This window comes from Kribbella pittospori, from assembly GCF_004331465.1.
Taxonomy (GTDB): domain Bacteria; phylum Actinomycetota; class Actinomycetes; order Propionibacteriales; family Kribbellaceae; genus Kribbella; species Kribbella pittospori.
Window position 1 is genome coordinate 74,056 of sequence record NZ_SJKB01000023.1, and the last position, 24,249, is coordinate 98,304.

Sequence of the window (24,249 nt, forward strand, 5' to 3'; positions counted from 1 at the left end):
TCTATCCGCCGACAGAGCCGACCAACCGGTAATTGCACTATTGGCGGAGGGCTCAGCCGTTGCGCCGAACAAGCTCGTGCCGATACGCGAAGGCAATAGCCTGAGCCCGGTCACGGACACCGAGCTTCGTCAGAATGTGCGAAATGTGCGTCTTGATCGTGCCCACCTCGACCGTCAACCGTTCTGCAAGCTCGTAATTTGAGAGGCCTTCGGCGGCGAGCAACAGTACTTCCCGCTCCTTCGGTGTGAGCCGACCGACCTCCGGCGGCTCCTGAGACGCGCTCGCGTAGTCCCGGCCGTACCTGTCCACCAACAGCCGAACAATGCGAGGCTCAAGCGCCACCTCACCAGCAGCAACGCTCCGGATCGCTCTCACCAAGTCAGATGCGGTCTGCGACTTCAGGACGAACCCGGCTGCACCTGCGCCCAGCGAGTCCCACACCGCCTCGTCGACGTCGAAAGACGTCAGCATAACGATCGCCGGCGCTGCCGTTCCCAGCTCAGCCCGGATGGCAGCCGTCGTTTCGATACCGTCCATCCCTGGCATTCGAACATCTATCAAGGCAACATCCGGTCGCAGCCGTACGATCTTCGCCAACGCCGACCGCCCATCCGAACACTCACCAACGATCTCCAAGTCTGGCTCGCCGGACAGGAGCAGCCCCACCCCATCTCGCACGATGTCCTCGTCGTCGACCACCAGCACCCGGATGCTCATAGACGCGCCCCACCGACCGGCCCAAGTGCATTGGCCCCGCGAGAGATCGGGCGTCGATCAGTCTCCCCATCCACCATGAGCCCCACCTGCCACCAAGTGCGCAAATCTCTTCAGATGCTCAGTTTTACACAGCGTCGGCGGCAGTATCTGCGCTTGCTAAGAATTTCTTCATACAGGACACATGCCTGCAGTCCTGTATTTCGTTGCTCAACGCGGTCTGCCTCGGGTTCAGTCTCGGCTGGCCATACCTGACTGCTCCCGCTTGGACTTCAACGAGGCACCTGTCGCCCGAGGCGGGTTCCCGCGCCCGGCAATGCCATGCCGGCGGCCAACTGGTGCCGCTGACCGACGACGAGCTGTGCTTCCTGCATCCGCGGCACGACAAGATCGTGGCCGACCAGGCCCGGCTGTTCCTCGAGGCCGCGGGCCAGGCCACCTCGCCACCGGGTGCAGGGGAGCATCGAGTACGCCTGCGGGGGAGCGGAACAGCCTGATCTTAAAAGATGCCTTGCGGATGCCGAGATGCCGATGGCCACTTGCCAAGCGAGCGGCACCCGTCGCGTCCAACGACCATTCATCGCAGCCATGACGAATCGCGATGGTTCGCCTTACTCCGGTGTGGCGGTACCGTGCGGGAATGATTGGCTTCAACGGCATGGACCGTGAGCAGCTCCGCGCCCTGGACGCTATGGACGTGTGGAACCTGCTTCGCCGGGCCTGGCACAATGTCGGTGATCCCCTCGTCGCGGAGGAAGTTCTGCTTCGATGCTGGGACCTCAAGTCCTACAGCTCGTTTGCCGAACCTCGCTTCCTGTCGTCATTGCGCGACTCGTTGACCGACGGTGAAGATACGCCGCAGACCCACGTTGCCACGGCCATCGCGATTTCCGCCGGCTGGCTGTCCTCCGACCGGCTCCTCACCGAGCTGGGTGAAGACGGCCGGAAACGCCAGTACACGCCGAGCAGCTCCGTAGAGCGCCAGACCCTTCTGGGCGATCGACTGATCGCCGAGGCGGCCGATGCCTGGGGCGCGGAGGTCTGGCACAACATGTACTTCATACACCGCTGGCAGCCCCACCGCGGCGGTCTCGAGCTCACCGGAGCACGGTCGCAGCTGCGAGAGCTTGCACAGGCAAAGCCTGCTCAGTGGGTTCGGGCTCTCCCCTGGCTTCTCTGCCTCGGCGCCCCGGAGCCTCAGGTGACCGACCTGACGATCGAGATCCTGCAAGAACATCCCGAGCTCCTAGATCTTGTGTCCGGACAACGCGAGCATCTGCACCCAAAGGTTGGCATCCGGGTCACCGGCCTGCTGGCCCGTCTCGGCCCGGTCGCGCTTCCGGAATGGGCGGTCGATGTCGCCTCAGCTCGACTGGACCGGCGCCGCGATAACTTTCCCCGCCCGTTGGCAGAACCCTCATGCACGTGGCTCTCCGATCGCGAGCTCGAGGATCTGATCAGGGGAGCGGCGAAGAACGCCACACTGACCTTCGTGCCCTGGCTGACGTCACAAGGAACCTCGGAGGAGGAGGGTCTGACGACGGCATTGCTGATGTTCCTCGAACGGGGATTCGACGAGATCGACGCCACCCACCAGTCGGCGACGGGCCGCCGGACGGCGGCTCCGGCGGTGAGCCTGGCGCATCGGATCGTCGCGAAGAAGGAGGAACGGACCCTCGGAGCCGACCTGGTGCTGCTGGTGACCGTAGCGATCTCGACTGATCTCACGCTGCAGTTCGGCGATCTCGCCCAGGTCAAGAAGTCGGAGCGGATCGCGCATCCGGGACGCGCGGATGACGCCTGGCGCATTGCGCTCGATCAGCTCGACGATCTACTGGGGATGAGTTCGAGCGCCGTCTACTGGTTGATGAGCGCCACCGGCGAGGTGTTCGTCGTACCTGCCAAGCTTCTCAAGGCTCTCGCGAACGCACAGGCAAAGCAGGAGCAGGCGACGCTCTCGATTCGCTACACAGCGATCCGGCACGCCGCGATCCCCCTCGGTGCCTACCTCTGCGACCTCCTGATCGGCATGTGGCTCGGCACAGCCGATCCAGCGAAGCTCACGAGCTTCCAAGGCGGCGGCCCGAACACATCTCCCTACGCGATCCTGGAGCTGACAGTACGCCGCACCATCGACGGCTGATCGAATCCCACAACAACACCCCGGAACCTCCAGGAGGGCCGCACTTTCGAGGTTCGCAATTGGTGAGGACGGTTCCGCGGGGAGGACCCGGTTGACTTCGGCCCACAGGTGCCCGGCAGCTTGCCGTTCGTGCGCGAGGTCGGGGTGGACGGCGATCAGACCCGCGGTGTCGCCGCGGTCGGTCTCGAGGTCCAGCGCCCGTGGCGTAAGGCGGTTAGACAGGTCCGGTCACGACTGTCGACATCGCTGTCGGAGCAGATGTCGCCGCTCGGGTTCTGCCGTCCACAGACTCGGAACGCGGTCACATCCAGGGCAGCGTGACAACGAGCAGCCTGCTCTTGTCGGAGTTCGATATGGCGTGCCCGTCCTTGGTGCTCAGGGTGTGCATGGTCGGGTCACCCTTCACCAGTTGGTCCATGTGCCTCTCGGGGTCGCCGCACCGCGTCCAGATGAACGCCGAGCTCGTGGCCCTTAGCGCGAGTGGCTCAGCGTGCGCTTCCGGCGAATCACGGAAGCAGTTTGGCCCGGCCGGGAGCCGTTTCGGAAAACCGTAGCGAGATTCGCGAGCACTGAACAACCGAGGCGCGGACGGTCCATAAGCCACCTGGAGAGATCTCGCCGACTACTGCGCCGCTACCTGCCTGTCACCAGCCGCGGAGTGCCTCTTCGCGCTCGTCGTCGAGCGCTCGCTCGAGGTCTCGCTCCTGGTCGGCGATCGCGATCTCCGTGACCGGTCGCATCGCGGGTAATCGCTCGGCGAGGTCGTTCAACCACGCAATATCCGCCTTGATCGCAGCGGACTCGTTGCCGGTCCATTGCCGGTGCGAGCAGATTCTGCGGGCAACCTGAGCTGCTGGCACGCCGTGCGCGAGGAGAACTGGGCCAAGTATCTCGACACCCTCATCAAGGTGCCCAGTCAGCACGTCCAGCGCGCTCCGCTCATCGAGCGTTCCGTCCTCGATCAACCGCGCCGCGAGCGCAGCGTCGCTGCCGAGAATGTGCTGGAGGAGGCTGTACGTTCCGTAGCCGCTGCGAGACGCGATCCGGGCGAGGCGCTCACGTTCGGCAGCCGGCAGGCTTCCTGGCAGCGTTCGCACGTCGTGCATCCAACCGCCACTCCCCGGGACTCCGGTGTCAGTGAGCAGTTGCCGCTCGTACCAGTCCGCGCACAGCGCAGGGTCAGCGCTCACCAAGCCCTTCAGGATCTCCTGCAGTCGCCACTGCATGTGACCGTGAACTGTTGCTTCGCTGGCATCCAGGAATGCCGCTGTCCACTCTTGTCTTCGTTGCTCGGGCAGCTCGGCGCCGTCGGGCACACCAACTCTGAACGCGAGAGCCGCTGCAGCTCGGATCTCGACAACAGGATGCCGAAGCAGGTCTCCCAGCACCGCGGTGCTGTGATCTGAGGTGTGGAGGTACTGGAGGTGGCCGGCATCCGCGGCGTGGAGCCGGACCAGGATGCTCTCAGCGAGTGGATCCAGTTCGCCTACGGACAGAATGGGATCAATGACGGCACCTCGCAGCATCTGATCGTCAAGCGCCCGGAGGATCACAGCGGCGTCGATCGAGCGCCCCTGCTCGCGTGCGTCCCAGATCGCATCCCGCAGTACTGACGGCGACTTCAGCCTGATGGCAGGCTCGAGCCAGTCGCGAGGATCGTCGGCGAGCCGGAGCATCTGCCGCGCCACCATCCGACCCCCATCAAGATTTCCCGACGCTTCGCCCTCGCTGACGAGCTGTACGAGGCGCTCGGTTCCCGTCCATGGTCCGAGTCCATGCAGCCGCTCCGCAAGCGCACGTTGCTCGGCGGCACGCTGCTGCAGCCAGTTTTCAGCCGAGTCCTGCAGTTCACGTCGTCCCACGAGCAGCGCCAGGTCCGGGTCGATCTCCAACGGTGGCAGGTTGTCCGGCTGCCGGACGCCCCACAGCTCAGCCAGGTCCAGTGCGCGTTGAACCCGTAAAGCAAGTCCAGGGCGCGTCGTCAGGAGCGGATGCAGCGTACTCATCATGTCCCGTGCGCCCTCAGCACCAGCGGCTCGCTGCTCATCGGTGACCACGGCACTGCCCTCTCCATGCCCACCGGCCAACCGAAGCCAGCTTTCCACTAGTTCGATCATGTGTTGCACAGAAGCATTGGGTACGGCGCCAAAGACGGCCAAGGCGCTCACGTTCGGCCATAGCGACATTAGCTGCCGTAGGTGATCGGCACTCTCGATGCCGTTGGCGAACGTGAAGGTGCGCGCCATCGCCGGGTCCGTCCAGGTTCCTTCGACCGAGGGCGAGAAGCAGTATCCGACCATCTCCGCGAAGACCGTCCAGCGAGACTCGAGGTCGAACCTGAGCAAACTGATCGCGTGCGACAGCAGAATGTGCCGGGTCTCGAACAGCGGTCCACGATCCGGGTCGAGATGACGAGCCAGATCTCCCAGCACGCGAAGTGGATGGGCAGGGTTCTGCCGACGAGGACGATCATCCAAGGAACCCACGTCGAGTAGTCCATGGATCGCCTCTTCGTTGCACCAGGCCTCCGCGCAGGCGACGAGAACTTCGACCGCCGCCGGACCGATGTCGTCATACGCCGTACCCCAAGCTGTCCTCATCATCGGCCGTTTCGTCCGCAGAATCGTGCGAGCCGACTTGGCGGCGAAATCCGCGGCTTCTCGATCTGTCCGGGCGAACAGCCGCATCAGGCTGAGCGTGCCTGTCCCCCACTCCGTCGGATCCCCGAGTGCTCGTGCCCACGTCCTGGCCTCGTTGAGTACTGCGGAGTCCTGCGATCGCGCGGCGGCCAGCAACAAGGTCGTCGTCAGCTCGTCCGAACGATCAGGGAAGGCGTCCGTTATCGACCGCCAGCCGCGCGTCCGCTGAACCCCGAAGAACCACCTGCTCACCAGCGGAATCCTGAACGCAGGTAAGGGCTGCCATCGTCCCGAGCGCTGCTCGAGAAGTCCTCTGGTCGACATCCTCTTGAGACTGTCGACCAGGATCGCCAAGGGTTGCCCGACCAACTCACTCACGCGCTGAAGGTCGTCGGTGTCGGCACCGTCCACCGCCGCGACGCAGGCTACTGCGTCGAGTGTAAGTTCCGAATCTGTGCTCTCGCGCAGGTACCGCTCGACGCGGTCGAGCAACAAGACCCCGGACGCGACGAGTTCTCCGGTGCCGTCGAGCATGGCCTCGCAGAGCAAGATCGCCCAGCCTGGCCGGCCCTCGGCCTGGTCGAGCACCATCCGCCGGGCATGAAAGCTGGTCACCCCCAATGCCTGAACGAGGGCATCGATCTCGTCGCGCGGCATGACGTCGAGCTTCAGCGGACGAGCGGTCGGAAGAACCTCCGCAATCTGTTGCACTGAGTCTGGCCACCCAGTCGCCACAATTGAGTAGCTCAGCCCTTCCTGCCCCCGCAGAAGTACGAGTTCCGCGAGCAGCTGCAGGTTCAGATGAGCGTCGTCCACAGCAACACACGTGGGCCTCAGCTCGACCAGATCATCCGCCAAATAGGCCTTCGCCACAGGTTCGACATACATCAGCCCTGCCGCGGGTGCAAGCTCACCGAGCAGTCGGCTCTTGCCTGCACCGGGTACGCCGACCAGCAGCACGTCCGCTCCGAGAGCCAGCGCTTTCTCGAGCTCCTCGAGCGTCTTTGTTCGGCCCACGAAAGGCGTTCGTGCTCCGGGCCCTTGGGTTTGCGGAAGACTCAGCGAGTCCATGCGCCCGCGGACTCCTGTCAGTTCCTCGCGCCAGTGCGGGTTCTGTACCAGCTCTGCGACAAACCAGTCACGACCGTAGTACTCCGGAAGTGGCAACGACTTGCTATGACAGAACTCGTCGATCTTGGCCCGCATGGAGCCGGTAATATCTCTCGTGCAGGCAATGACGATCTTGTCGACGCGAAAGTCCTCGTGCTTCATCCAGGTCCTGTGACTGGACCTCAGATTGGCGAGGGGGATCACCAGTGGTCGCGAGTAGCCTCCCGCGGCTGTCTGGGTCATCCGCAACCACACGGTAGATGTCAGCGTCCCTGCCGATGTCCTTTCCGGCTTCCACAGGAGACAGCCAGAGATACCGGCCAGTCAGGAGAGCAACGGCCGCCCGCTCGAATACGTCGGTGTCCACACCAGCCTCGAACGCACGATCGATTCGGTCGATCAGCGGCATCGGTACCCTTCCATCAGCCTTCCCTAGCGCTCGACCGATCAGCGCTGCCGACCACCGGGTCGATCCGGTGGTTCGATCGCTTTCGGCCGCTCAGCCCGCCGCAGATCTTCGACCCCTGCCTCGATCTCCGCCACCGACCGGTCGTATGCGAGTTTCGCCTGAGCGACCTTGCTGCATCGCCGCGTGGGCTTCCATCACCTTCGCCATCCTTGGCGTTGTATCCCTTGATCTCCGTATCGCCGTACCGAATCACTTTGTCGTCGCTGCGTGAGACCTAGACCCTGAGGGCCTCCACCGGGAACCGGTCAAGGATCACAATCACCCACTCCAAGCCCGACACCTTTCGAGCGTCTGCTGGTACTCGATGCCGTAGACCCGAAACAGCTCCTCGATCTGAGCCCGCTCCGAAGCTGGTACCTGCACCCGAACGCCACCTCCTGCGGGGTCGTCTGGGCTGGCAACCACACGATCAGCCCGTCAACGTCAGACCCATTTCGCGGCATCTCCCCCAATTCATCCATCGGCCGATCCTGACACAGCTGGCCCCGAAGCGCACAGGCCTCTCACCAGTCCGCTGACTGTCCACCTGCTCGCACTCGAGTAGCAGCTCCCGGACGTGGCGAACGTTCCCGATAAGAAGCCGTTCCGCTACGTGAAGACCAGAGACCTCATCGACAGCGGCGCGAGCCGCCGCCGAGATCCGGAAGCTCTACCAGGACCTTGTCGCTCAGATGGCGCTCCGGGCGCGGCACATCATCTTCAGGTCCGGTCAGCGCTAGCTTGTCAGCGCTGTGGACTTCAACGGCGTGGTGGAGGCGATCGACTGCTCGCCCCCGGCCACAGAGCCGACACTCACCGCAGGTCTGGAATCACCGCGTGGGCATGGTCGGGGTGTCAGTGCCTTTGTCGTTCGACTCTGAAGGCTGGCACGCAACGCCGTAACCAAGTACCTGCCCATCCGTGCCGCGCTGTCTGAGGGCTCCGCGATGCCCGCGTAGGACACACCTCTTTACACGCCTCAATCAGCGCGCGAGGATGGCGAGCGATGACAACCAACGCGCTGCGCGAATCCGTGATGTCCGTTACAAACAAGGGATTTCGCGCATCATTGAGAGATGACGATCATCGTCAGCCGGAAATCAGCGGGTTCGGGGTTCGAGTCCCTGGCGGCGCACAAAAGCCCAGGTCACAGCGTGGCCTGGGTTTCTTCATGCCCGCAGGACACCTTTTATTCGACGCTTTCAGCCGCATGTCGCCCTCGCCGACCCGACGTGCTGACTTCATCCGATCGTGACTGTGCGTCACATCACATCCGTGCGCGACGCTTCCGAGCTCGCCAGTCCTCCGCACCGCCGAGCGTTGAACAGACAACGCTCATACAGGTTGGAGGCACGACATGCCGAGGACACCGCTGCCCATCGGAACCTGGGGAGAGATCTCCACCAGGACCCTGAAGCTCAACAAGACCAAGAAGAACGGCAAGCCCGTCAAACACCTGGCACACGCCAGGTTCCGCGACCACGACGGCAAAGTCCGCGCCGTCACCGCCACCGGCACCACCAAGACCGCCGCCCGAACCGCCCTACTCACCAAACTCCAGAACCGCGCCAAGACGAACCACTCCGGCGACCTCACCGCGGCTCACAAGATCAATCACCTCCTCAATCTGTGGGAGCGAAGGTTCGAAGGACAGGTCGCCGACGGAACACGCTCACCCACCTCGCTGGACACCTATCGGCGCGCACTCAACAACCATGTCCGTCCCGCCATCGGCGAACTCCACATCGGCGAAGCCACCACCCGGCGCCTCGACATCGTCCTCGCCGACATCAAGCACCACGCCGGCGCAGCGACCGCCAGAACCTGCCGCGCCGTTATCTCCGGCGCCATGAACCTCGCCGTCCGCTACGGCGCCATGACCACGAACCCCGCCAGGGAAGTCGACACCATCGAAGCCAAACCCAAGAACCCGCCCCGAGCGCTCACGGCTGACGCCCGCACCGTGCCTCGTCAGCGACGTACTACGCCGACGACCGGCCGAGCAGATCCAGCCCAACCAAGCTAATGCCGCTTCCTCCGCCGCCCTGGTTGTCGTGGACCGTGCCTCGAGCTGGTCGCATCCGGCGCCAGTACCCCCGGACCGAGCCGAAGTCCTCGCGGTCGAACGCCGCCATGACTTCCCTGAACGGGCTCCTCCAGCTCTCCCAGCGCGCAGCCCCCAAGCCGCGCGGGTCCAGTTGCCAAGCAGACGCCCCCAGCGACTTGGCTCCGAACCACCACGATGGCTCGTATCGACATCAGGACAACTTCGCTCCGCGCCTGCCTCGACAGCACCCTGTGGGGACATCCGCTCACGGCACTGATCAGACCAGATCCAGGATGCCGAGGTGGCTGGACAGGAGTTCGTAGCCGACCGCCTCCTGAGGTAGGCGGTAGCCGATCGTCAAGGCGGCGCTGGCGTGCTCCGCGAGGTGTCCGAGCCATTGGGAGGCCCTTCCAGCCAGGTCCGGGGCGACGCGATCAGCTGGTCGTCGATGCGCGTGTTGGAACAGCAGTTCGTAGAGCGGCAGTGCGGGTGCGACCTCAGGAAGACCAGCACCCCTCGCGTTGAGGTCAGCTGCCGCGGGGATCTGCAATCCCTTCAGGTCTATATCGCCGAAGTACACGATGCGCTCCGGTCTCGGCTCCAGCAGTGGCACCGTCAGGACCGCTGACGGGAACTGGCTACCGGTGCCGTACCCGACATGGCGACCAGGCCCGCCCTGGCCGGCGCACTCGCGGATGACTTCGAGAAGCGATGTGTAGGTGTGATGGTTCTCCGCGATGAGCAGCGCAGTACCTCGTGGATCGGCGCGCCCGGGCACCCATTGCGACACAAACGGGATTGGGACCGCATGGCAACGCAGTAGCTCGAGCGTCAACGCACCTGAGGTGAACAGACGGGTCATGGCCAGGCCGTCGAGTCGCTTCTCGTCGCCGAACAGCTCGAGCGAGCGTTCCCTTGCCGGTACGGAAGGGTGCTCGGCCCCACCGCCGCGGAGGAAGGCGGCCACGATCTCGAGTACGGCGTACTCGTCGTCCCGACTGGCCAGTCGACCAGCTTCCTCGAGTACGGCGGGCCAGACACGCACTTCCCGACGGGCGCGAGCCTGGCGTTCACGAGGCGGACGCCGTACCCACATGGGCAGCGGGGGTGTTTCCCGCCTGTCGAAGTATTTCGGCGAGCTCGGCAGCATCACGATGCCGGCCCGCACCAGCTCATCGAGCGCCTCGCCGATTTCTGTCCGTGCGGTAGGCACCGTTGCCAGGCGGCGATCGAAAGCCACGGCCGCGCCGTACAAGACCTTGACTTCAACGCGCTGCGTGGCCGCGTTGGAGACGTGCTCGGCGAGATGCTGTGCGAGAGCGGTCAGCGTCATCGCTCACCGCCGTCGCTGCGGCTCACGCGCGCCGCTGTGATTCCGTCGACGGCAGAGCCGTAGCGGTCTTCGAGTACGACGTACCTCCGGGTCCGAAGTGCACCGGGCGCGTTGCGCATCCGCACTACGTTCGGGAACTGTCCAACCGCACCGAGATCTTCAACGCCGGTCGTGTACACAAGCTGTACGCCGTGCGCCGCAGCGACATCGCGCTGCAATCTCAGTAGCGCGACGTGACTCGCCGTACCGAGCGGGTTGTCGAGGACGAGGGTGCCGCCCAGCGCGCCGTTGCCCCGGCCGCGGTTGACCGCCCGAAGACGTGCCAGCGTGCAGTAGAGCGCCACGCAAACCGTCAGCTTCTCTCCACCTGAGAACTTACCCAGGTGCGTGACATCGACCGGCTCGACGGCCAGGTCGCTGTTGGGCTTCAGCACCTTGACCGTGAAGCCACGGGGCGCGACTGCTTCGTGGACGCATTGCTTCAGCAGCACGAGGCCCTCGGGTTTCGATCCCTCGGCCACGATGCGGTCGACCACCGCGTCGATGCGCGTGTGCAGGTCCTCGTCGGTGCTCGGACGTACGAACCTGATCCGCAGGAACTGCTCGTTGCCCCAGCCACCCAACGTGTCGGGCAGTTTCGAATGTCGGTTCGCGGATTCCAGATTCGCGAGCACGCCCCGTACCAGTCCCGCGATCTCGACGACCACGAGTCGCTGATCGCGGCCGATGTCGGCGAGCTGCCCTTCGATCGTCGTCTGACGCAACCGCATCTCCGCAGCTCTGGCAGCGGCGCTGGCCGCCACGGTCGCCGTGTCGTCCGCCGTGAATCGATCCCGGATCGTCTCCGGAACTACCGAGAAGCGGCTCTGCGACGCCACCCGGCGTACCTCGCGGAGCGCCTCGTCTCGTCGCCGACCCGCCGTCGCGGCGGCATCGACCGACTTGGTCAGGCGCCCGAGGGCCTGTTGAAGTTCAGCCTCGGCATCGTCACCGGAGAACGGCGGCACTTCGTCGGGCAACTCGATCGGTGCGGCGGCATCGCCGAGTCTCCCGGCTCGCTGCTGGAGCACCAGGGCTTCTGATCCGGCCTCGGCAGCAGCCTTGCCGGCCTCTTCGGCCTCCCGATGGAGACTGGTCACACGTCCGCTCAACTCCGTGGCACGCTCAGATTCGCCACGCGCCAGTTCGCGGGCTTCGGTCTCCGTGGCAGGCTCAACCTCCAACTGCGCGTGCCGCGGCCGGTCCCGTGGTGTCCGCTGCTTCACCTCCTCTTCCGCTCGCTCGAACTCGGACTCAGCGGTGCTCAGCTGCCTCTGCGCCGTGTACGCGGTCTCCTGCGCGCGGCCGCGAGCCGACGTACGGCGGTCCGCATCTTGGCCCTCAGGCCTGCGCAGCAGCTCGGCGGCTCTTTCACGGATCCTCTCCGCGAACGCTCCGAGTTCACGCTCGACACGCTGCCCGCGATCAAGCAGCCCTTTCAGCCGCTCGGCGAGAACGGATTCCGAGGTGACCGTCTGCCATTGCGCGGCGAACTGGTTGAACCTGCTCTGCAGAACCGACACCGGCTCGTCGGACGCTGCCCCGGTTGTCTCATGGGTTGCGTTGAGCAGCGAGATCTCGCGGGCATCGCGCAGGTAGCGCTCCCTGTTGCCTTTGTGCTCAGCAACCCGCGAACGAGCAGCTTGCGCGACAGTGCGGGACTGCCGAACCCGCGTCTCTGCCTCGGCAGCAGTCGCGCGATGGTGCCTCGCATCGTTCTCAAGCCGCTCGATCGCCTCCCGCAGGGCAGGCAGTTCGGAGGTCCTTTCCTCCAAGGCGCTCAGACGCTCGATCTTCCCCGCCAAGGCGTTCAGCTGGCTGGACAGGTCGGATTGAAGGCCGGCGTCCTCGGTGTCATCGAGATCGAGCCGCGCGATCTCCAGGTCCAGGGACTTGGCCTTCGCTGTGATCTCCTTGAGTGCGTCATCGTTCAGCTTGGCAGCCTTCTCGAGCTCCTCCAGGTGGCCCGCCGGGCAGTCGCGCAGCAACGTCTCCATCGCCGCGAGCAGGGCTCTGTCAGTGCTGGCCTGATCGTGTAGGAGGCTGATCCGCGTGTCCTGTTCCTCCCGTCGTACTTCGCGGTCGGTCCTGGCCAGCTCCGCGGCAGCGCGATCGAACAGCGCCGGATCGCTCGGCAGCGCGAACCAGTCCGCTGTCCCTCCCAACACTTGCTGCAGCTGTGCGGCGCTGCTGACCGCGACATGGGCAACCGAATGCCACTGGCCGGACTTCACGGCCGCGCGAGCGGTCTGCAGGTCCGAGTCGGCAACCACGACACCGGCAGCGAGTTCGGCGACCTGAACGTTCTCCAGGACGCTCGCACGCTCCTGCTCGGCAACGAGGTCGCGCAGCAGTTCCCAGCCAGGCCTCGCCGAGACACCAATGTCGACAAGTGCTTCGGCTGCACGCTGGGCGTCACGTGTGCTCGGCAGGTAGCCGTCTGTGCGCAGCCCTTCCAGCGCACGATCGTCTTCTGCTGTGTCAACTCGCGTGTCGACGATGGCCGCTTCGGCCATCGATGCCGCGTGCGTCAGCGCAACACGAAGATCTCCGGCTTCTGCCCAGAGATCGAGGCGTCCGCCTTCCTCGAGCTGCATGAGTTCAGCGAGTCGCGCGTCCGTTGCGAGGGAGTCGGCACGTGCCAGGAGCTTGCCGTGGTCAAGTATCAACTGGTCCCGCTCCGCAGCCTTCGAGGTCAGCTCGCCGACGAGCTTCTTCGCCTCGTCGACCATGGTCGCTCGTCTTGCCGGCCGAGCGTCTCGGCGCGTCGTGACCACCTCGAGGTCCGCGGCGGCTTGACGCTTGGCTGTTCTCGCCTCGGCCAACGCGGTCCTGGGGCCAGTCATCGCGTCCGGCAGGTCGCCCCGGCCCACTGCCGTCTCGATGGCTTGCTCAATGGCGGCGACCTTCTCACCGAGGCCATCTGCACGCACCGCGCACTCGGTGGCCTTGTCACGATCCCTCTGTGCTTGCCCCGCCTCGGTCTCAGCCGTCTGGTCTGCTTCCCCAGCGGCGGCGGTGTTCTCCGCTTCAGCGGCGGATTCGGCGCCGGCGAGGGACTCGAGACGGGACTTCAGCATGATCGCGGCATCGTCACGCGCAGCCCGCAAGGGCGCAGTCTCGCGTTCCTCCTCATCCAACTGCGCCTGGACGGAGCTCGCCTCCGCCTGGACCTCCATCCTCTCGGCGAGCCACTGGGACGCTTCCCAGGCCCTGCTCTCGTCCTTCGCTGTCTCGGCCGCCGTTCTGGCATCGTTCCAGGCCGCTTCCGCGGTCGCGCGTCGATGAGTCGCGGCAACCCTCAACAGCTCGTTGGCCCGGTCGTTCAGTCGATTCCGCTCGCTGTCCAGCTTCGTCGCGGCCGTACGCCGCTGCTCCTCCTCCTCGCGGAACCACGCGGCATCGGTCTCGTACGCCGTCGCCGCACTGCGGAACGCACCCCCGAGCCGAGCAGCCGCAAGGCGGGCCTCGGCCGCTCCAGTTTCTGCGGCCTCGGCAACGAGGTGGCGGTCCGCCACTACGTCGAGCTTGCCGGCCAACTCGGCGCAGAAGTCACGATCCACCAGTAGATCCGGCTTCCGGCTCAGGACCCCGATGATGGTGCGCAAGTTGGCGGCGATCAGGTCGGGTTGTGTGTTGTCGACGGTCAGATCGATGAGGAAGTCGATGAACTTGTCGGTCGACGGGAAGTTGAACAGCTCCGCGACCCCACCCTCGGAGTGATTCATCTGCTTCTGATAGCCGAACAGCGACGGGTCGAGACTCCGGCCGGCGAGCGTCTCCATCCACTGCCCGCGCTTCTCGGTGATCGAGAACAGGAACTCCTGGGGCCGAGCGGCAGCGAGGTCCTCGAGGCAGCGCACGAACTCGGATCGCGGACGGCGGCGGCCGGACTCGTCGTCAAGCGGAAGACGGTCCAGGTCGAGTGCTCCGGGGACCGCGAAGAAGCTGTAGTACGACGTCTTGAGCTTGTCACGATCGCGATCCGGATCCATCGGTTTGCGCCGGTCGGCCCACTCGTACACGGCGCCCGTGATCAGCCGCTGAGGCTCGAGCAACGCGTCGTCGGACTGGTTCACCCACTCGGCGACCGTATGGCTGGTGTCGCCCGACGCGATGTAATCCTCCAGTTGACGCTTCACCGCCTTGCCCATGAAGTCCTTGCGCAACGGCAGCAGCAGCGCGAAGAACAACGACAGCAAGCTCGACTTCCCACCCCCGTTACGCAGCCAGAGTATCGAGTCGATCGGCTGACCAAGGTCCTTCGCGTCCCCAGAGGTCAGATCCACCGTCAGGTCGGTGAAGCGCGCAGCCCGATCGCCGACGCTCGCGAACCTCACCCGCGACAACTGATACGTCACGACGCCCCCTCCATCCCCTCGTCCCCCCGTCGTATCGCCGCCAGCACCGCATAGGTGGCGTTCCCCGCCAGCTCGCCAGCCTGGATGCGGAAGCGCTCCAGCAACTGGAACGTCTCGGCACCCCGAGCGGGTGCCGGCCGAGCAAGACCCTGATCAACCATCCACGTGAGCACATGAGCAACCCAGTACACCGACGACGCCGCAGACCGTCGGGCCTTACCACGCCCCCTGTCCGCCTTGTAGCCCGGAGACAATCGGTCGTACGAACGCCAGGCCTCCTCGAAAGACTCCTCTTGCCTTCCCGCGATGTCCGGTGAGCTGTTCAGCCGCTCGCATACCTCACGAAGGAACCGTTCGACCTCTTCGACCGAGACCCACCGCACCCGATCGTCGTCGAACTCGGCCCGAGCCGGAAACGCGAAAGCGGCGATCGCAACGCTCACCAAACCCACGAGGAGCCGGTCGTTGACCGTACCGACGTTCGGCAGGTCGGAGATCCGATACGCGAATACGGACTCACGACGTACGCCGAGCACCAATCCGAGATCGGACTCGGACAGCACCTGAACGTCGAGGCCCTCGAGAACGCCGTCCACGGCGTTGCGGAACTCGGTATCGGTTCGATAACGGCCAAGCAGCTGCCTGTAGTCGGAGTCCGCGCCAGGGCGCAGTTTCGGCCGCAGACCACAGCCGATGAGTACGCCGACGTCGGCGAGATCGCGTTGGCTCAGCGTCATGAAGCCTCCCTGCTGCTTCGATGTGTCACCGCGTACGTCGAGGCCCAGTCGGCGAGCCCCTCCTCGCTCTCGGCCACGATCAGGTCGTCGCCGGACCAGCCGGGGACGCCGATCGTCGTGCCGTCGGCATCGACCACCGTCGTCGCCCCGAGAACACGAGCTGCCGCGTCCACCGCCGTAGAGAAGTCCTCCACGGATTCAGGTGCGTAGGTCCACAGAACCGAGAGTGCGATGAGACGCTCGACGGCCCCACCGTCGACTCCGTCGGGGAAATCTGCCGATCGCGCTACGAGCAAGAGCTCCGACAACCGCGCGGGCAGTTCGACCCGCTCGACGATCTCCGCCGCGGCCACGAGTACCTCGGGCGGGACCGCGGGCGGATCCGGATCTCCCAGTTCGTCGTCCGCCGGTGGCGGATCCTCGATGTCGCTCGTTCGGCGGGGCGCGAGCAGGTCGTCCACGAGATCAGCGAACCGGACGACCCGCGGCACCCGGGCGCCTGCGATCAGCGTCGCGAACGTCTCGGCAGGCTCGACAGCCACGTCCGCAGGCAGCATCAGCAACGGAAGGAACACATCATCGGTGATGTTGGGGTTTCGCAGCCCGCCGATCGGCCGGAACGACTGGCGAGTCTGCTCATCGAGGAAGACCGTCCGCGCGTTGACCAGCCGCCCGTGCAGTTCCGTATGCCGCCGGCGACATTCCTCGAGCAGGCCGGCGATGCGCGCGGCCGCGCTCACGATGTGCAGGTCCGTGTCGGCACCGTCGAGGGCGCCACGGACATGGTCGAGCAGCTTGGCCTCGGCCGCCAAGCGTTCCTCGAGATGAACGCGATTGCGCTCCAGCTGGCCCGGAACCTCCTCGGCCCACCTGTCCAGCACGGTTCGGATGTCGCGCGTGGTGTCCGCCACCAGCGTCCGCAGCTCATCCGCGTAGCGCACGGAGAGCAGCCTCGACCGCTCCGCTGCTTTCTCCGCCTGCCCGAACGCACCCCGCTCGAGTTGCCGAGCGAGCATCAACTCGATCGCTGCCTGCTCGTCCTCGACGTCGAACTCCAGTCCACCGACCAGCGCATTGATCGCATCCTTCGACGCCCGCAATACATTCACACCCCGCGCATGGTCTTCGTGCTCCGTCAGCAGCCGAAACTCCACCGGAACCTGCCTGTGCCCAACGGCCCCGTCCTGGTTGCGGCTGAACGTCGAGATCTCGTAGCGGAACGGCGTCTCGCGGTCCCGCCGGTTCAGCAGCGCGTCCACGACGTACCGCGCGACGGACCGGTGTTCATCAAACGGGCGCTCGGGATGCGCGGCGGCGGTGAGGCTCTGGAGAGCGGCAACTACCTCGTCATGGGTGACTTCGTCGTCGAAGCCCTGCCTCGCGATCACCGAATCGATCGCAGCGAGCGCGAGGGTCACCACGTCGTATGCGCGCTCGCCCCAGGCCTGCCGAGAGGCATTGTCCGCCGCATCGGCCACCGGGCGTACCCGGAGAAGCGCCCGCACCCGCTCGCCGAACGAACCGTCGAAGACAGCTCGCCCGACCGGCTGCAGCTCACTCACCGTACACCCCCTCGCGCACACACTGTGTTCACGGTTCGCCGGACAGTAGCGAACCACGCACTGGCCGCCCCATCAAGAGATCACCGAACGTCGTGTACATCCGCTCCTGGTCGCCGAGTGTTACGGCCCGACAGCTCACTGCCTGCGTGGACGCGGGCAGCCGGAGAGGCCAGTTCGAGTTCGAAGCCGTGTTCGCTGATCCGCTGCCAGGTCTTCTGGAGCAGCAGGCGCGAGACCAGCGGCAACGACCGGACGCTAGGTTGATCGCCACGCCAGGTGCCGAGCAGCAGCAGGCAGATCTTCAGGCAGCCCTGCTCACGGGCCTCCAGCCGTCCCAGCCGATCCTCGATGGCATCCAGGATCGGCTGCCGGGCGTTGGCGTCGATCGCTCGAGTCAGAAGCTCCACACGTACCTGAGGCTCGCGGACCAGCATCTCGGCAGACACGACCGCCTGCGTGCAGAGATGGCTGAACGTCGAGGACCGCCCCTTCATCTTGGCGAACGTCAACGTGCCCTCGTCGGTCAACAGGTCGCAGGCCTCGAAGGCAGTCTCGCCGGGGAGCTTGACGTTGAGCCGGTCGATAACGGCAAGCCGGGGATTCTTGGACCGCTTGACAGCATCGAGGTAGTCGGGCTCGTTGCCGCCGCGATAGTCCGGGAACGGGAACGTCGACCACGGGATCCGTTCCAGCTCGTCGTCGAGCCGTTTCAGGAACCCTTCCTCGACGAGGTAGACCTCGCCGTCGCTGACGACATACACACGGTCGCCGATCTTGAGTTCGGCCACGATCAGATCGCTGATCGCGACGCTCTCGACATCGCTCGTCAGTCCCTCCAGGCACGCGCGGATCCGGCTGCGCAGCACCGGTTTGCCGTCGTCGTCCTCAGGTGGGTGCTTGATGATCCAGCCGCGCAGATGCTGCCAGGACGTGAGGACCCCATGCGGTACACCGCGCTGACCAGGCAGCGCGATCAGGAGCCGTTTCGACGCGTGCTCGTTCTGGGCCGCCCAGTCGGGCAGCACGAGGTCGACGGCCGGTTCGTCGGGCGTACCGATCCGGCGGACGATCTCCCGCAGTACGCCGTCCGCCTCAGCGCGCGTAGCGACCGGAACGATCTGGTCGATCCATCCCCAATCCGCCTTGTAGTCGGTGCGCTGCCGCAGGTCGACCAGGTACTCCGCCAGTACGACGAAATCGTCGAGCGAATCGACGTACGTCGTGAATCTCACCCCTCGGCCGCCATCGACATCACGCATCAGCTCGTCGTTCGTCCGGACACTCAGGCTGCGCAGCAGGTCGGACACCTTGTCGAACCGCAGCCCCTGCAACGGCGAGGCACTGTCGGCCCGGGCATCCATCCGATGCCGGAAGACATCACGGACCTCGCCAGACACCCGTCGCACGCGCGCCGTCGGATCCCCGACCACACGCCGCCTGCGCACACCTACCGGAACCTCCCGCCAAGGGCCGACACCGTCGCCGACGGAATGCCGATTCAGCGCCGTGACAACACCGAACCGGGTGTCAAGCAACTCGGTCGGCATCGAACGCGACGCACCGCCGAAGCAGTAGACGACCCACCTGGGCTCCTGCGTCGCCGTCGATCTGGCGACCACCAGCACAGCCTCGCTGTCGCCCGCAGAATCCGCAGCGGCAGCCCGAACTGCCGCAAGAACGGGCGCCACGTCGGAGGGCGCTTCCGGCTCCGTCGCACGGCGATCTGCAGGTCGACGTCGGGCGCCGGCCCACCTGATTCCACCAGGCCTTCCTCGCGGACGCAGTACCACGTGAGGACATGCTCCTTGTCGGCCAGAGCCTGCAGCTCGACGACCTCCGCGTCCCGCGACAGCAACAAGACACTGAGCGGAAGGTCGACCCCTGCTGCCTCAGACTTCATCCCCCACCCTCCCCACAAGCCCCGTCACCTATCGTGACGATTCGAAGTCCTCCCCGCACGCCGGTCGCGTGTCGTACCTAGCGTCTGGTGAGCTGTGATGCTGCTTGTCGGCCTCCACCACTGCGAGTAGAGTAGGTATGTACCTACCCAGGAGGTGATCGTGATGACCGCAATGAGTGCACGGGACTTCAACCGAGACGTCAGCGCGGCGAAGCGGGCGGCTTCTGACGGACCTGTCGTGATCACCGACCGCGGGGAGCCGGCGTACGTGTTGCTGTCGTTCGAGGAGTACCGACGGCTGCGTGAGGACGGGAAGGACCTCGTCGACAGGTTGAGCATGGACGAAGAGATCGACTTCGAGCCTGAGTTGGTCCAGATCGAGCTGAAGGTCCCCGACCTGTGACGTTTCTGCTCGACACCAACGTCATCAGCGAGCTGCGCAAGCCGCTGCGTGTGGCCGACGGCAACGTGCGGTCCTGGGCGGCCGCCTGCCGCCCTTCGGACCTGCACCTCAGCGTCATCACCATCCTGGAGCTCGAGATCGGAATCGGGCGACTCGAACGGAAGGACCGCACGCAAGGACAGCGCCTTCGCCGCTGGCTGGAGGGCAGCGTCCTGGCCGAGTTCGCCGGCCGGATCTTGCCGGTCGATCTGGCCGTTGCGCGGAGGGCGGCACAGCTGCAGGTTCCTGATCCACGGCCCGACCGCGACACGCTGATCGCCGCGACGGCAGAGGAACACGCCATGACGGTGGTGACCCGCAACCTCGCCGACTTCGAGCCACTGAACGTCCCGCTCATCAACCCGTGGCTGCCAGCCTGAGACCTGACGCATACCTGGCACCGAACCGCTGCCACAAACTTGTGCGGTCCGATCAAGCGGGCACGGGGTTGCATGAGGAGGGACACGTTCGCGGACAGGCACGAAGGCATCACCGAGTGGTCGCTGACGGTGGTGTCGGTGCTGTTTCTCGGCGTATACGCATGGCCTCGACGTGACCTTCTTTGTCGTCGGCCACTTCTGGCAGCACCGCTACACAAGCCGCTCCTCCCAGCTCTACGAGGACCGGATGCTGCGGATCGACAGCCCCATACCGTCGGCCCGGTCTTCTCGGCCACAACCCGGACGGACAAAGACACGTGCGCCTTCCTCGCCTTCCGACCCAGCCCATCCTGATGGCCGACGCACCGATCGGCTTCCAACTCCACACACTCGTAGCCTTCGCCCCGATCGCCCTGTGACCGTTCACCCGCCTCGTCCTCGTCAGCGCCCCCGGGGTGCAAGAACTCGGGCCAGTACGTCGAGCGTTCGGCGATTGCCATGCGGGCCGGTCTGCCACCGGAGTCTGGTAGACGTTGGACTGATGAGTGGACGATCGGGTAGGCGGCAGCGGCGCCGCGGTGTGTGGCGTGTGCTGGTTGGTGCGGCGCTGCTTGTGTTCGCAGTGTTGTCTCACGACCGGTGGGGGCCGTGGTGGGCGAGTTGGTGGCAGGGGCCCCTGGCTGCTGATGGTCAACTGCTGGGATTGTCGATCCTCGCCTGGGGGCGCATCGGGAAGGTCTCCCAGTTCGCTGCGGGTCTGGTGATCATCCTCGACCTCATCGGTCCTGACGCGCTGCGGGCTTACGGCACGCGTGGTCGCCGACGGCTGACGACGGCCCGTCGACGGATCACGTACACACGCGTCGCGGCACGAGTACTGGACAAGATGCAGGTGCTCGAGAATCGTGTGAAAAAGGACCTTCCACCGACAGGCGAGCGCGAACAACCGCCGCCCCTGAGCATCGATCACGACACCTACCAGACGCTGTTGGACGACGTATTCGAAGCCTTCGATGGGGAGCTCACCTGCCGATCATGCACCAAGAGCGTCGTGACCATGGAGGTTCAGCCTCAACGCGTCTCGATTCCTGGTGAGCATCCATCCAAATGGGATTGCCTGCACGGGCGGACGATCCTGGGTCCCTACGTCGAAGCAGCGGTCCTCGACGACCTGACGAACGAGGAGAAGGCGGCTTGGCGCTACTCCGGCAGAGGCGGCGTTCAACGGTGGGCGCTCGGAGGCTCTTGCCTTGGCCTGCTCGTAGGAGTCGGCGGGGCTATGCTCATTCTCAAATTCCTGATGCCGGTCGTACCGTTTCCGCTCGCAGTGACGCCGGCGCTTCTGCTCTTCTGGTCAGGTTCGGCGTTCGCGATGATAACTTCCGAGCCTGATCAACGACGCTCGGCCGCGATTGCGCTCATGTGGCTGTGGGCGCTCGTCCAGCACCTCCCGGTGCTGCCTGCGCGGTTCATCACCCACCTCATGGACCGAGCGCAGCCTGCCCATCCGCTTCGCTGGGCAGCCGCGTACCTGTTCATCGCCGGCTCACTCCTCGACCTACTCGCGAGCTGACCTGACGACCCCGAGCGACCCACCAGACCCGCTTGCTCCAAGGACCTGACAGCCCGGTCGCACCGAACACACGCTGGTGACCTGTGCACGAAACGACGTTCCAGCCTGGTGGCCACGCGACATCGAGCAGCATTATCCCGTTGTTGACCATCAGGCAGTTCCTCGACGTCTCGATCGTCAACCCTCACAACTCCGTCGCGGCGCCGGTCGGGCCATCTGAGAAGATGCGGCGCCCGCGTTGCCGGAGCCCTCCGTCGGAGACTCCGGCAACAGGTGTGGTGATCAGTCGGTCCAGATGCCGCTGTCGACCAGGGCGATGGCGCTGTCATACCGGTAGTCAGAGGTGTCTGCGACAGCGATCTTGACAGTTACAGCTTGACCTGGGGTGACGGGCACCGAGCAGGTGAGAGGCACGGTGAGACCATCCATCGTGGTCGAGTAGCCGGCCGCACCGGTCGCGTTGTCGACGTAGTACTCGCTGTTGGTCTTGTCGTTGATGGTGTTCACCGACACGGCCTCGGTGGTGGACGGAACTGTTGCGCAGTTGGTGCCGTCACGTAGATGGCCATCACGTCGTTGAACGGGCTGCCCACGAATTCGGGGTACTCCTCGCTGGCGAAGACGTATCTGATGTGCAGCGTCGTACCGGCTGGCACCAGGCTGACCTGGTAGCAGGCGGCGTCGAACGTCGGCAACCCGCCGGCCAGCTGCGTCAGGTCGTCGTCGCCCGGGCGCCCCAACTCGGTGCTGGCGAACTGGTCCGGAGTGCCTATTGCACCGGAAAGTTGCCCCGTGGTCAGGACCCACGTCTTCTTGCCAGGAACGAACCCGTCCACGTGCCCCCACTGGCCGGGATCGCCACCGACCGTGTCATCGACGCCGGTGATTCCAGGTCCGTAGAGCGTGTCCGGGGGCGAATCCGCGGCGAGGTCCTCACACCCCTTCGGCAGGAACCAGGGCGAACTGCCGTACGGCGTCTTGCCGGTCAGCGCATCGATGGTCACCTTCTGGCTGACGTCCCAGCTGCCGATCCACGCCTTCGCCACCATGCTCAGCCCGCGGGTGAACGAGGCTTCAGTCTTGCTGCACTGATTGAAGCGGGGATCGGCCTGGGGACAGTAGGGATTGAACTTGGCATCGAGCGGATTGATCTCGCCGCTGACCCCGGCGATCACCCCGGCGTCGGTCGTCCCGACGCCCGGGCCCAGGATGAGTTCGCCGCCCGCCTTGAGGGTGATGACCGTGTTCGAGCCGACCTTCGGCACGAGCGGCGCGGCTTCCATGATGGCGTTGCCTGAGAACGACGCGCCGTTCTTCAGGCTCATCGAGCCGGCGATCGCCACGCCTCCTGAGGCGCTGAGGCCCACGTTCGACATGTCGGCGCTTCCTTCGACACCGATCTCCGCCTTGGCGTCCAGCGAGATCGAGATTGGAACCGGCGTCACGCTCAGCGTCCGGAAGAGCTTCGGCAACCCGATCTTGCAGTGCACAGCACTGCTGACGTTGATGCTCGCGGCACCGACCACCTTGACAGTGAGCGCCGTGTCGAGCGATGCACCGACGGGGACCTCCTGCCCGAACAAGGAATACTTGTCGACCTTTGTCTTGAAGTGCCCGGCCAGCGCCAGCGAGGGCGCGAACACAACCTCTGTCCCCGCGCTGCCCCCACAGCCCGCGGCAGCCGCAGCTGACTTCTGCTGCGGACCCGGGCCTGCCTTACCGACAATCGCTGCGGTCGCCAGTTCATCGAGGTTGAGCTCGTAGTAGTCGAACGCGTCACTCAGCCCACCGGCCTGAAGGTTGACAGTCCGCCCATCCGTGGCGACAGAGGTGACAACTCCCAGGAAGCCGCCAGGTAGCGCATTCGAGATGGGAAGGACGACGCCCGCCCCGGCCAGCGGCGCCGGCAGCCCCGGACGCAAGACGATCTTGACACCCGCGCCGGTGGTCTCCGCTGCCGTGAGATCCGTTGCCTTGGCCAACAGTGTCGTCGATGAGACGACATAGGTCGCAGCGCTACTGCCCGGTGCTGCTCCCGTTTGCACGGTGAGGATCAGTGGGCCGACCCACCGGCCTTTCAGCTGTGTGTAGAGCGAGTAGGTGAATTGCTTGCCCGGTTGCAGCCCTTGGTCCGACGCCGACGTCCCGTGGGTTGAGATCGCCGTGCCGTGCAACCTGCTCGACGCCGGCTTGTCACCGCTAGTTCGGCGCAACACGAAACGCGATCCGGGCGAGGCCGACAGTTCAGCGTTACCCCGGTCTGGGTGATGGCAGTCGCATGCAGCTGCCGGGCGCCCAGGTCGGGCACGAAACCGGCGTACAACGGGATCGTCCGGCCCGGCCGGACGATCACCTCGTGCGGCACCGAGTGGCCGACGTACCGAACCCGTTGAAGGGCACGCTGGGCAGCCGGACGTGATACGAGCCAGCTGGCAGGCTCAGCGTCGTCTGGGTCAGCGTTCCGGGTTGGCTGCTTCATGGCGACGTACGCCGTCTTTCCGGCAAGCTCGACGTTCGCCGGCACTCCAGGCGGCGTGACGATCGTGACTCGCACGCTGCCGGTCTTGGGCGTTCCCGTGGCCCCCGCGGACGCCGCCGGGACGATCAGCGCCAGCGGTACGACGAGCAGCAGTAATACACGTAGTTTTCCTCTCATGGTCCCCCCTATCTGGATTCCCCCACGCCCGCGCGGCAGAGCCGCTCGCGAACGTTTCCGGCACACGCTAGTGCCGCGCGTCGTTAGTTGATTTACGGTTGGTGGTTGGGATGATGAGGCATGGCGAATCGTCCTGCTGCTGCGTTGGTTCTGCGTGAGGGTGA

15 protein-coding genes and 1 pseudogene are annotated in these 24,249 nt (G+C 65.3%); 8 read left to right on the forward strand and 8 right to left on the reverse strand.

The window, feature by feature from the left end; all coding sequences use genetic code 11:
* Positions 1-52: 52 nt before the first annotated feature.
* Entirely contained in the window at positions 53-718 is a 666-nt protein-coding gene (locus E0H73_RS41070) for a response regulator (RefSeq protein WP_131365937.1), read from the reverse strand.
* A gap of 335 nt (positions 719-1,053) precedes the next feature.
* Between E0H73_RS41070 and E0H73_RS46300 the strand changes: the two genes are divergently transcribed.
* Both E0H73_RS46300 and E0H73_RS41075 read left to right on the forward strand, forming a co-directional pair.
* Positions 1,054-1,212 carry a hypothetical protein gene (locus E0H73_RS46300; RefSeq protein WP_165556064.1) on the forward strand — a complete coding sequence of 53 codons (159 nt, stop codon included), beginning with the start codon at positions 1,054-1,056 and terminating at the stop codon, positions 1,210-1,212.
* Between the two features lie 143 nt (positions 1,213-1,355).
* On the forward strand, positions 1,356-2,858 hold the full coding sequence (locus tag E0H73_RS41075) for a hypothetical protein (protein ID WP_131365939.1): 1,503 nt from the start codon (positions 1,356-1,358) through the stop codon (positions 2,856-2,858).
* Between the two features lie 644 nt (positions 2,859-3,502).
* Here the strand turns inward: E0H73_RS41075 and E0H73_RS41080 are convergent.
* Positions 3,503-6,769 (reverse strand): ATP-binding protein, encoded by a 3,267-nt coding sequence (locus E0H73_RS41080; protein ID WP_131365941.1) that lies wholly within the window; start codon positions 6,767-6,769, stop codon positions 3,503-3,505.
* A 1,292-nt stretch (positions 6,770-8,061) separates the two neighbouring features.
* Between E0H73_RS41080 and E0H73_RS41085 the strand changes: the two genes are divergently transcribed.
* Together E0H73_RS41085 and E0H73_RS41090 are read left to right on the forward strand one after the other, a co-directional pair.
* Positions 8,062-8,310 (forward strand): hypothetical protein, encoded by a 249-nt coding sequence (locus E0H73_RS41085; protein ID WP_131365943.1) that lies wholly within the window; start codon positions 8,062-8,064, stop codon positions 8,308-8,310.
* A gap of 102 nt (positions 8,311-8,412) precedes the next feature.
* The gene (locus E0H73_RS41090; protein WP_131365945.1) at positions 8,413-9,081 is read left to right on the forward strand and encodes a phage integrase central domain-containing protein; all 669 of its coding nucleotides are present in this window, start codon (positions 8,413-8,415) and stop codon (positions 9,079-9,081) included.
* Positions 9,082-9,379: 298 nt separating this feature from the next.
* On the opposite strand, the gene E0H73_RS41095 is transcribed toward E0H73_RS41090, so the two are convergent.
* The 5 genes from E0H73_RS41095 to E0H73_RS41115 form a co-directional block, all read right to left on the reverse strand.
* Positions 9,380-10,435 (reverse strand): Wadjet anti-phage system protein JetD domain-containing protein, encoded by a 1,056-nt coding sequence (locus E0H73_RS41095; RefSeq protein ID WP_131365946.1) that lies wholly within the window; start codon positions 10,433-10,435, stop codon positions 9,380-9,382.
* Positions 10,432-14,835, reverse strand: a complete 4,404-nt coding sequence (locus E0H73_RS41100; RefSeq protein WP_131365948.1) for a coiled-coil domain-containing protein — start codon at positions 14,833-14,835, stop codon at positions 10,432-10,434. The genes E0H73_RS41095 and E0H73_RS41100 overlap by 4 nt, the downstream gene beginning before the upstream one ends.
* Positions 14,832-15,572, reverse strand: coding sequence for a hypothetical protein (locus E0H73_RS41105; protein WP_131365950.1), 741 nt, complete (start codon positions 15,570-15,572; stop codon positions 14,832-14,834). Before E0H73_RS41105 ends, E0H73_RS41100 begins: the two co-directional genes overlap by 4 nt.
* Positions 15,569-17,134 carry a hypothetical protein gene (locus tag E0H73_RS41110; RefSeq protein ID WP_131365952.1) on the reverse strand — a complete coding sequence of 522 codons (1,566 nt, stop codon included), beginning with the start codon at positions 17,132-17,134 and terminating at the stop codon, positions 15,569-15,571. Before E0H73_RS41110 ends, E0H73_RS41105 begins: the two co-directional genes overlap by 4 nt.
* 80 nt (positions 17,135-17,214) lie before the next feature.
* The gene (locus E0H73_RS41115) at positions 17,215-18,924 is read right to left on the reverse strand and encodes a DUF6119 family protein (protein ID WP_337590347.1); all 1,710 of its coding nucleotides are present in this window, start codon (positions 18,922-18,924) and stop codon (positions 17,215-17,217) included.
* A gap of 273 nt (positions 18,925-19,197) precedes the next feature.
* Between E0H73_RS41115 and E0H73_RS41120 the strand changes: the two genes are divergently transcribed.
* From E0H73_RS41120 to E0H73_RS41135, 3 genes are all read left to right on the forward strand, one after another.
* Positions 19,198-19,437, forward strand: coding sequence for a type II toxin-antitoxin system Phd/YefM family antitoxin (locus tag E0H73_RS41120; RefSeq protein ID WP_131365956.1), 240 nt, complete (start codon positions 19,198-19,200; stop codon positions 19,435-19,437).
* Complete coding sequence (locus tag E0H73_RS41125; RefSeq protein WP_131365958.1) at positions 19,434-19,856, forward strand: type II toxin-antitoxin system VapC family toxin; 423 nt, start codon at positions 19,434-19,436, stop codon at positions 19,854-19,856. Before E0H73_RS41120 ends, E0H73_RS41125 begins: the two co-directional genes overlap by 4 nt.
* 589 nt (positions 19,857-20,445) lie before the next feature.
* Positions 20,446-21,429: a hypothetical protein gene (locus E0H73_RS41135; RefSeq protein WP_131365960.1), complete on the forward strand. Its 984-nt coding sequence runs from the start codon at positions 20,446-20,448 to the stop codon at positions 21,427-21,429.
* Between the two features lie 282 nt (positions 21,430-21,711).
* Here the strand turns inward: E0H73_RS41135 and E0H73_RS48540 are convergent.
* A pseudogene (locus tag E0H73_RS48540) lies at positions 21,712-22,805 on the reverse strand (choice-of-anchor L domain-containing protein).
* Between the two features lie 902 nt (positions 22,806-23,707).
* Between E0H73_RS48540 and E0H73_RS46305 the strand changes: the two are divergent.
* Positions 23,708-23,848 carry a hypothetical protein gene (locus tag E0H73_RS46305; RefSeq protein ID WP_165556067.1) on the forward strand — a complete coding sequence of 47 codons (141 nt, stop codon included), beginning with the start codon at positions 23,708-23,710 and terminating at the stop codon, positions 23,846-23,848.
* Positions 23,849-24,249 lie beyond the last annotated feature (401 nt).

Excerpts from the sequence above, each read along its gene's own strand:
- E0H73_RS41070 (WP_131365937.1), bottom strand. The coding sequence starts at position 718 with ATGAGCATCCGGGTGCTGGTGGTCGACGACGAGGACATCGTGCGAGAT.
- E0H73_RS41090 (WP_131365945.1), top strand. The coding sequence starts at position 8,413 with ATGCCGAGGACACCGCTGCCCATCGGAACCTGGGGAGAGATCTCCACC.
- E0H73_RS41085 (WP_131365943.1), top strand. The coding sequence starts at position 8,062 with ATGACAACCAACGCGCTGCGCGAATCCGTGATGTCCGTTACAAACAAG.
- E0H73_RS41105 (WP_131365950.1), bottom strand. The coding sequence starts at position 15,572 with ATGACGCTGAGCCAACGCGATCTCGCCGACGTCGGCGTACTCATCGGC.
- E0H73_RS41095 (WP_131365946.1), bottom strand. The coding sequence starts at position 10,435 with ATGACGCTGACCGCTCTCGCACAGCATCTCGCCGAGCACGTCTCCAAC.
- E0H73_RS41120 (WP_131365956.1), top strand. The coding sequence starts at position 19,198 with ATGACCGCAATGAGTGCACGGGACTTCAACCGAGACGTCAGCGCGGCG.
- E0H73_RS46305 (WP_165556067.1), top strand. The coding sequence starts at position 23,708 with ATGCAGCTGCCGGGCGCCCAGGTCGGGCACGAAACCGGCGTACAACGG.
- E0H73_RS41075 (WP_131365939.1), top strand. The coding sequence starts at position 1,356 with ATGATTGGCTTCAACGGCATGGACCGTGAGCAGCTCCGCGCCCTGGAC.
- E0H73_RS41080 (WP_131365941.1), bottom strand. The coding sequence starts at position 6,769 with ATGAAGCACGAGGACTTTCGCGTCGACAAGATCGTCATTGCCTGCACG.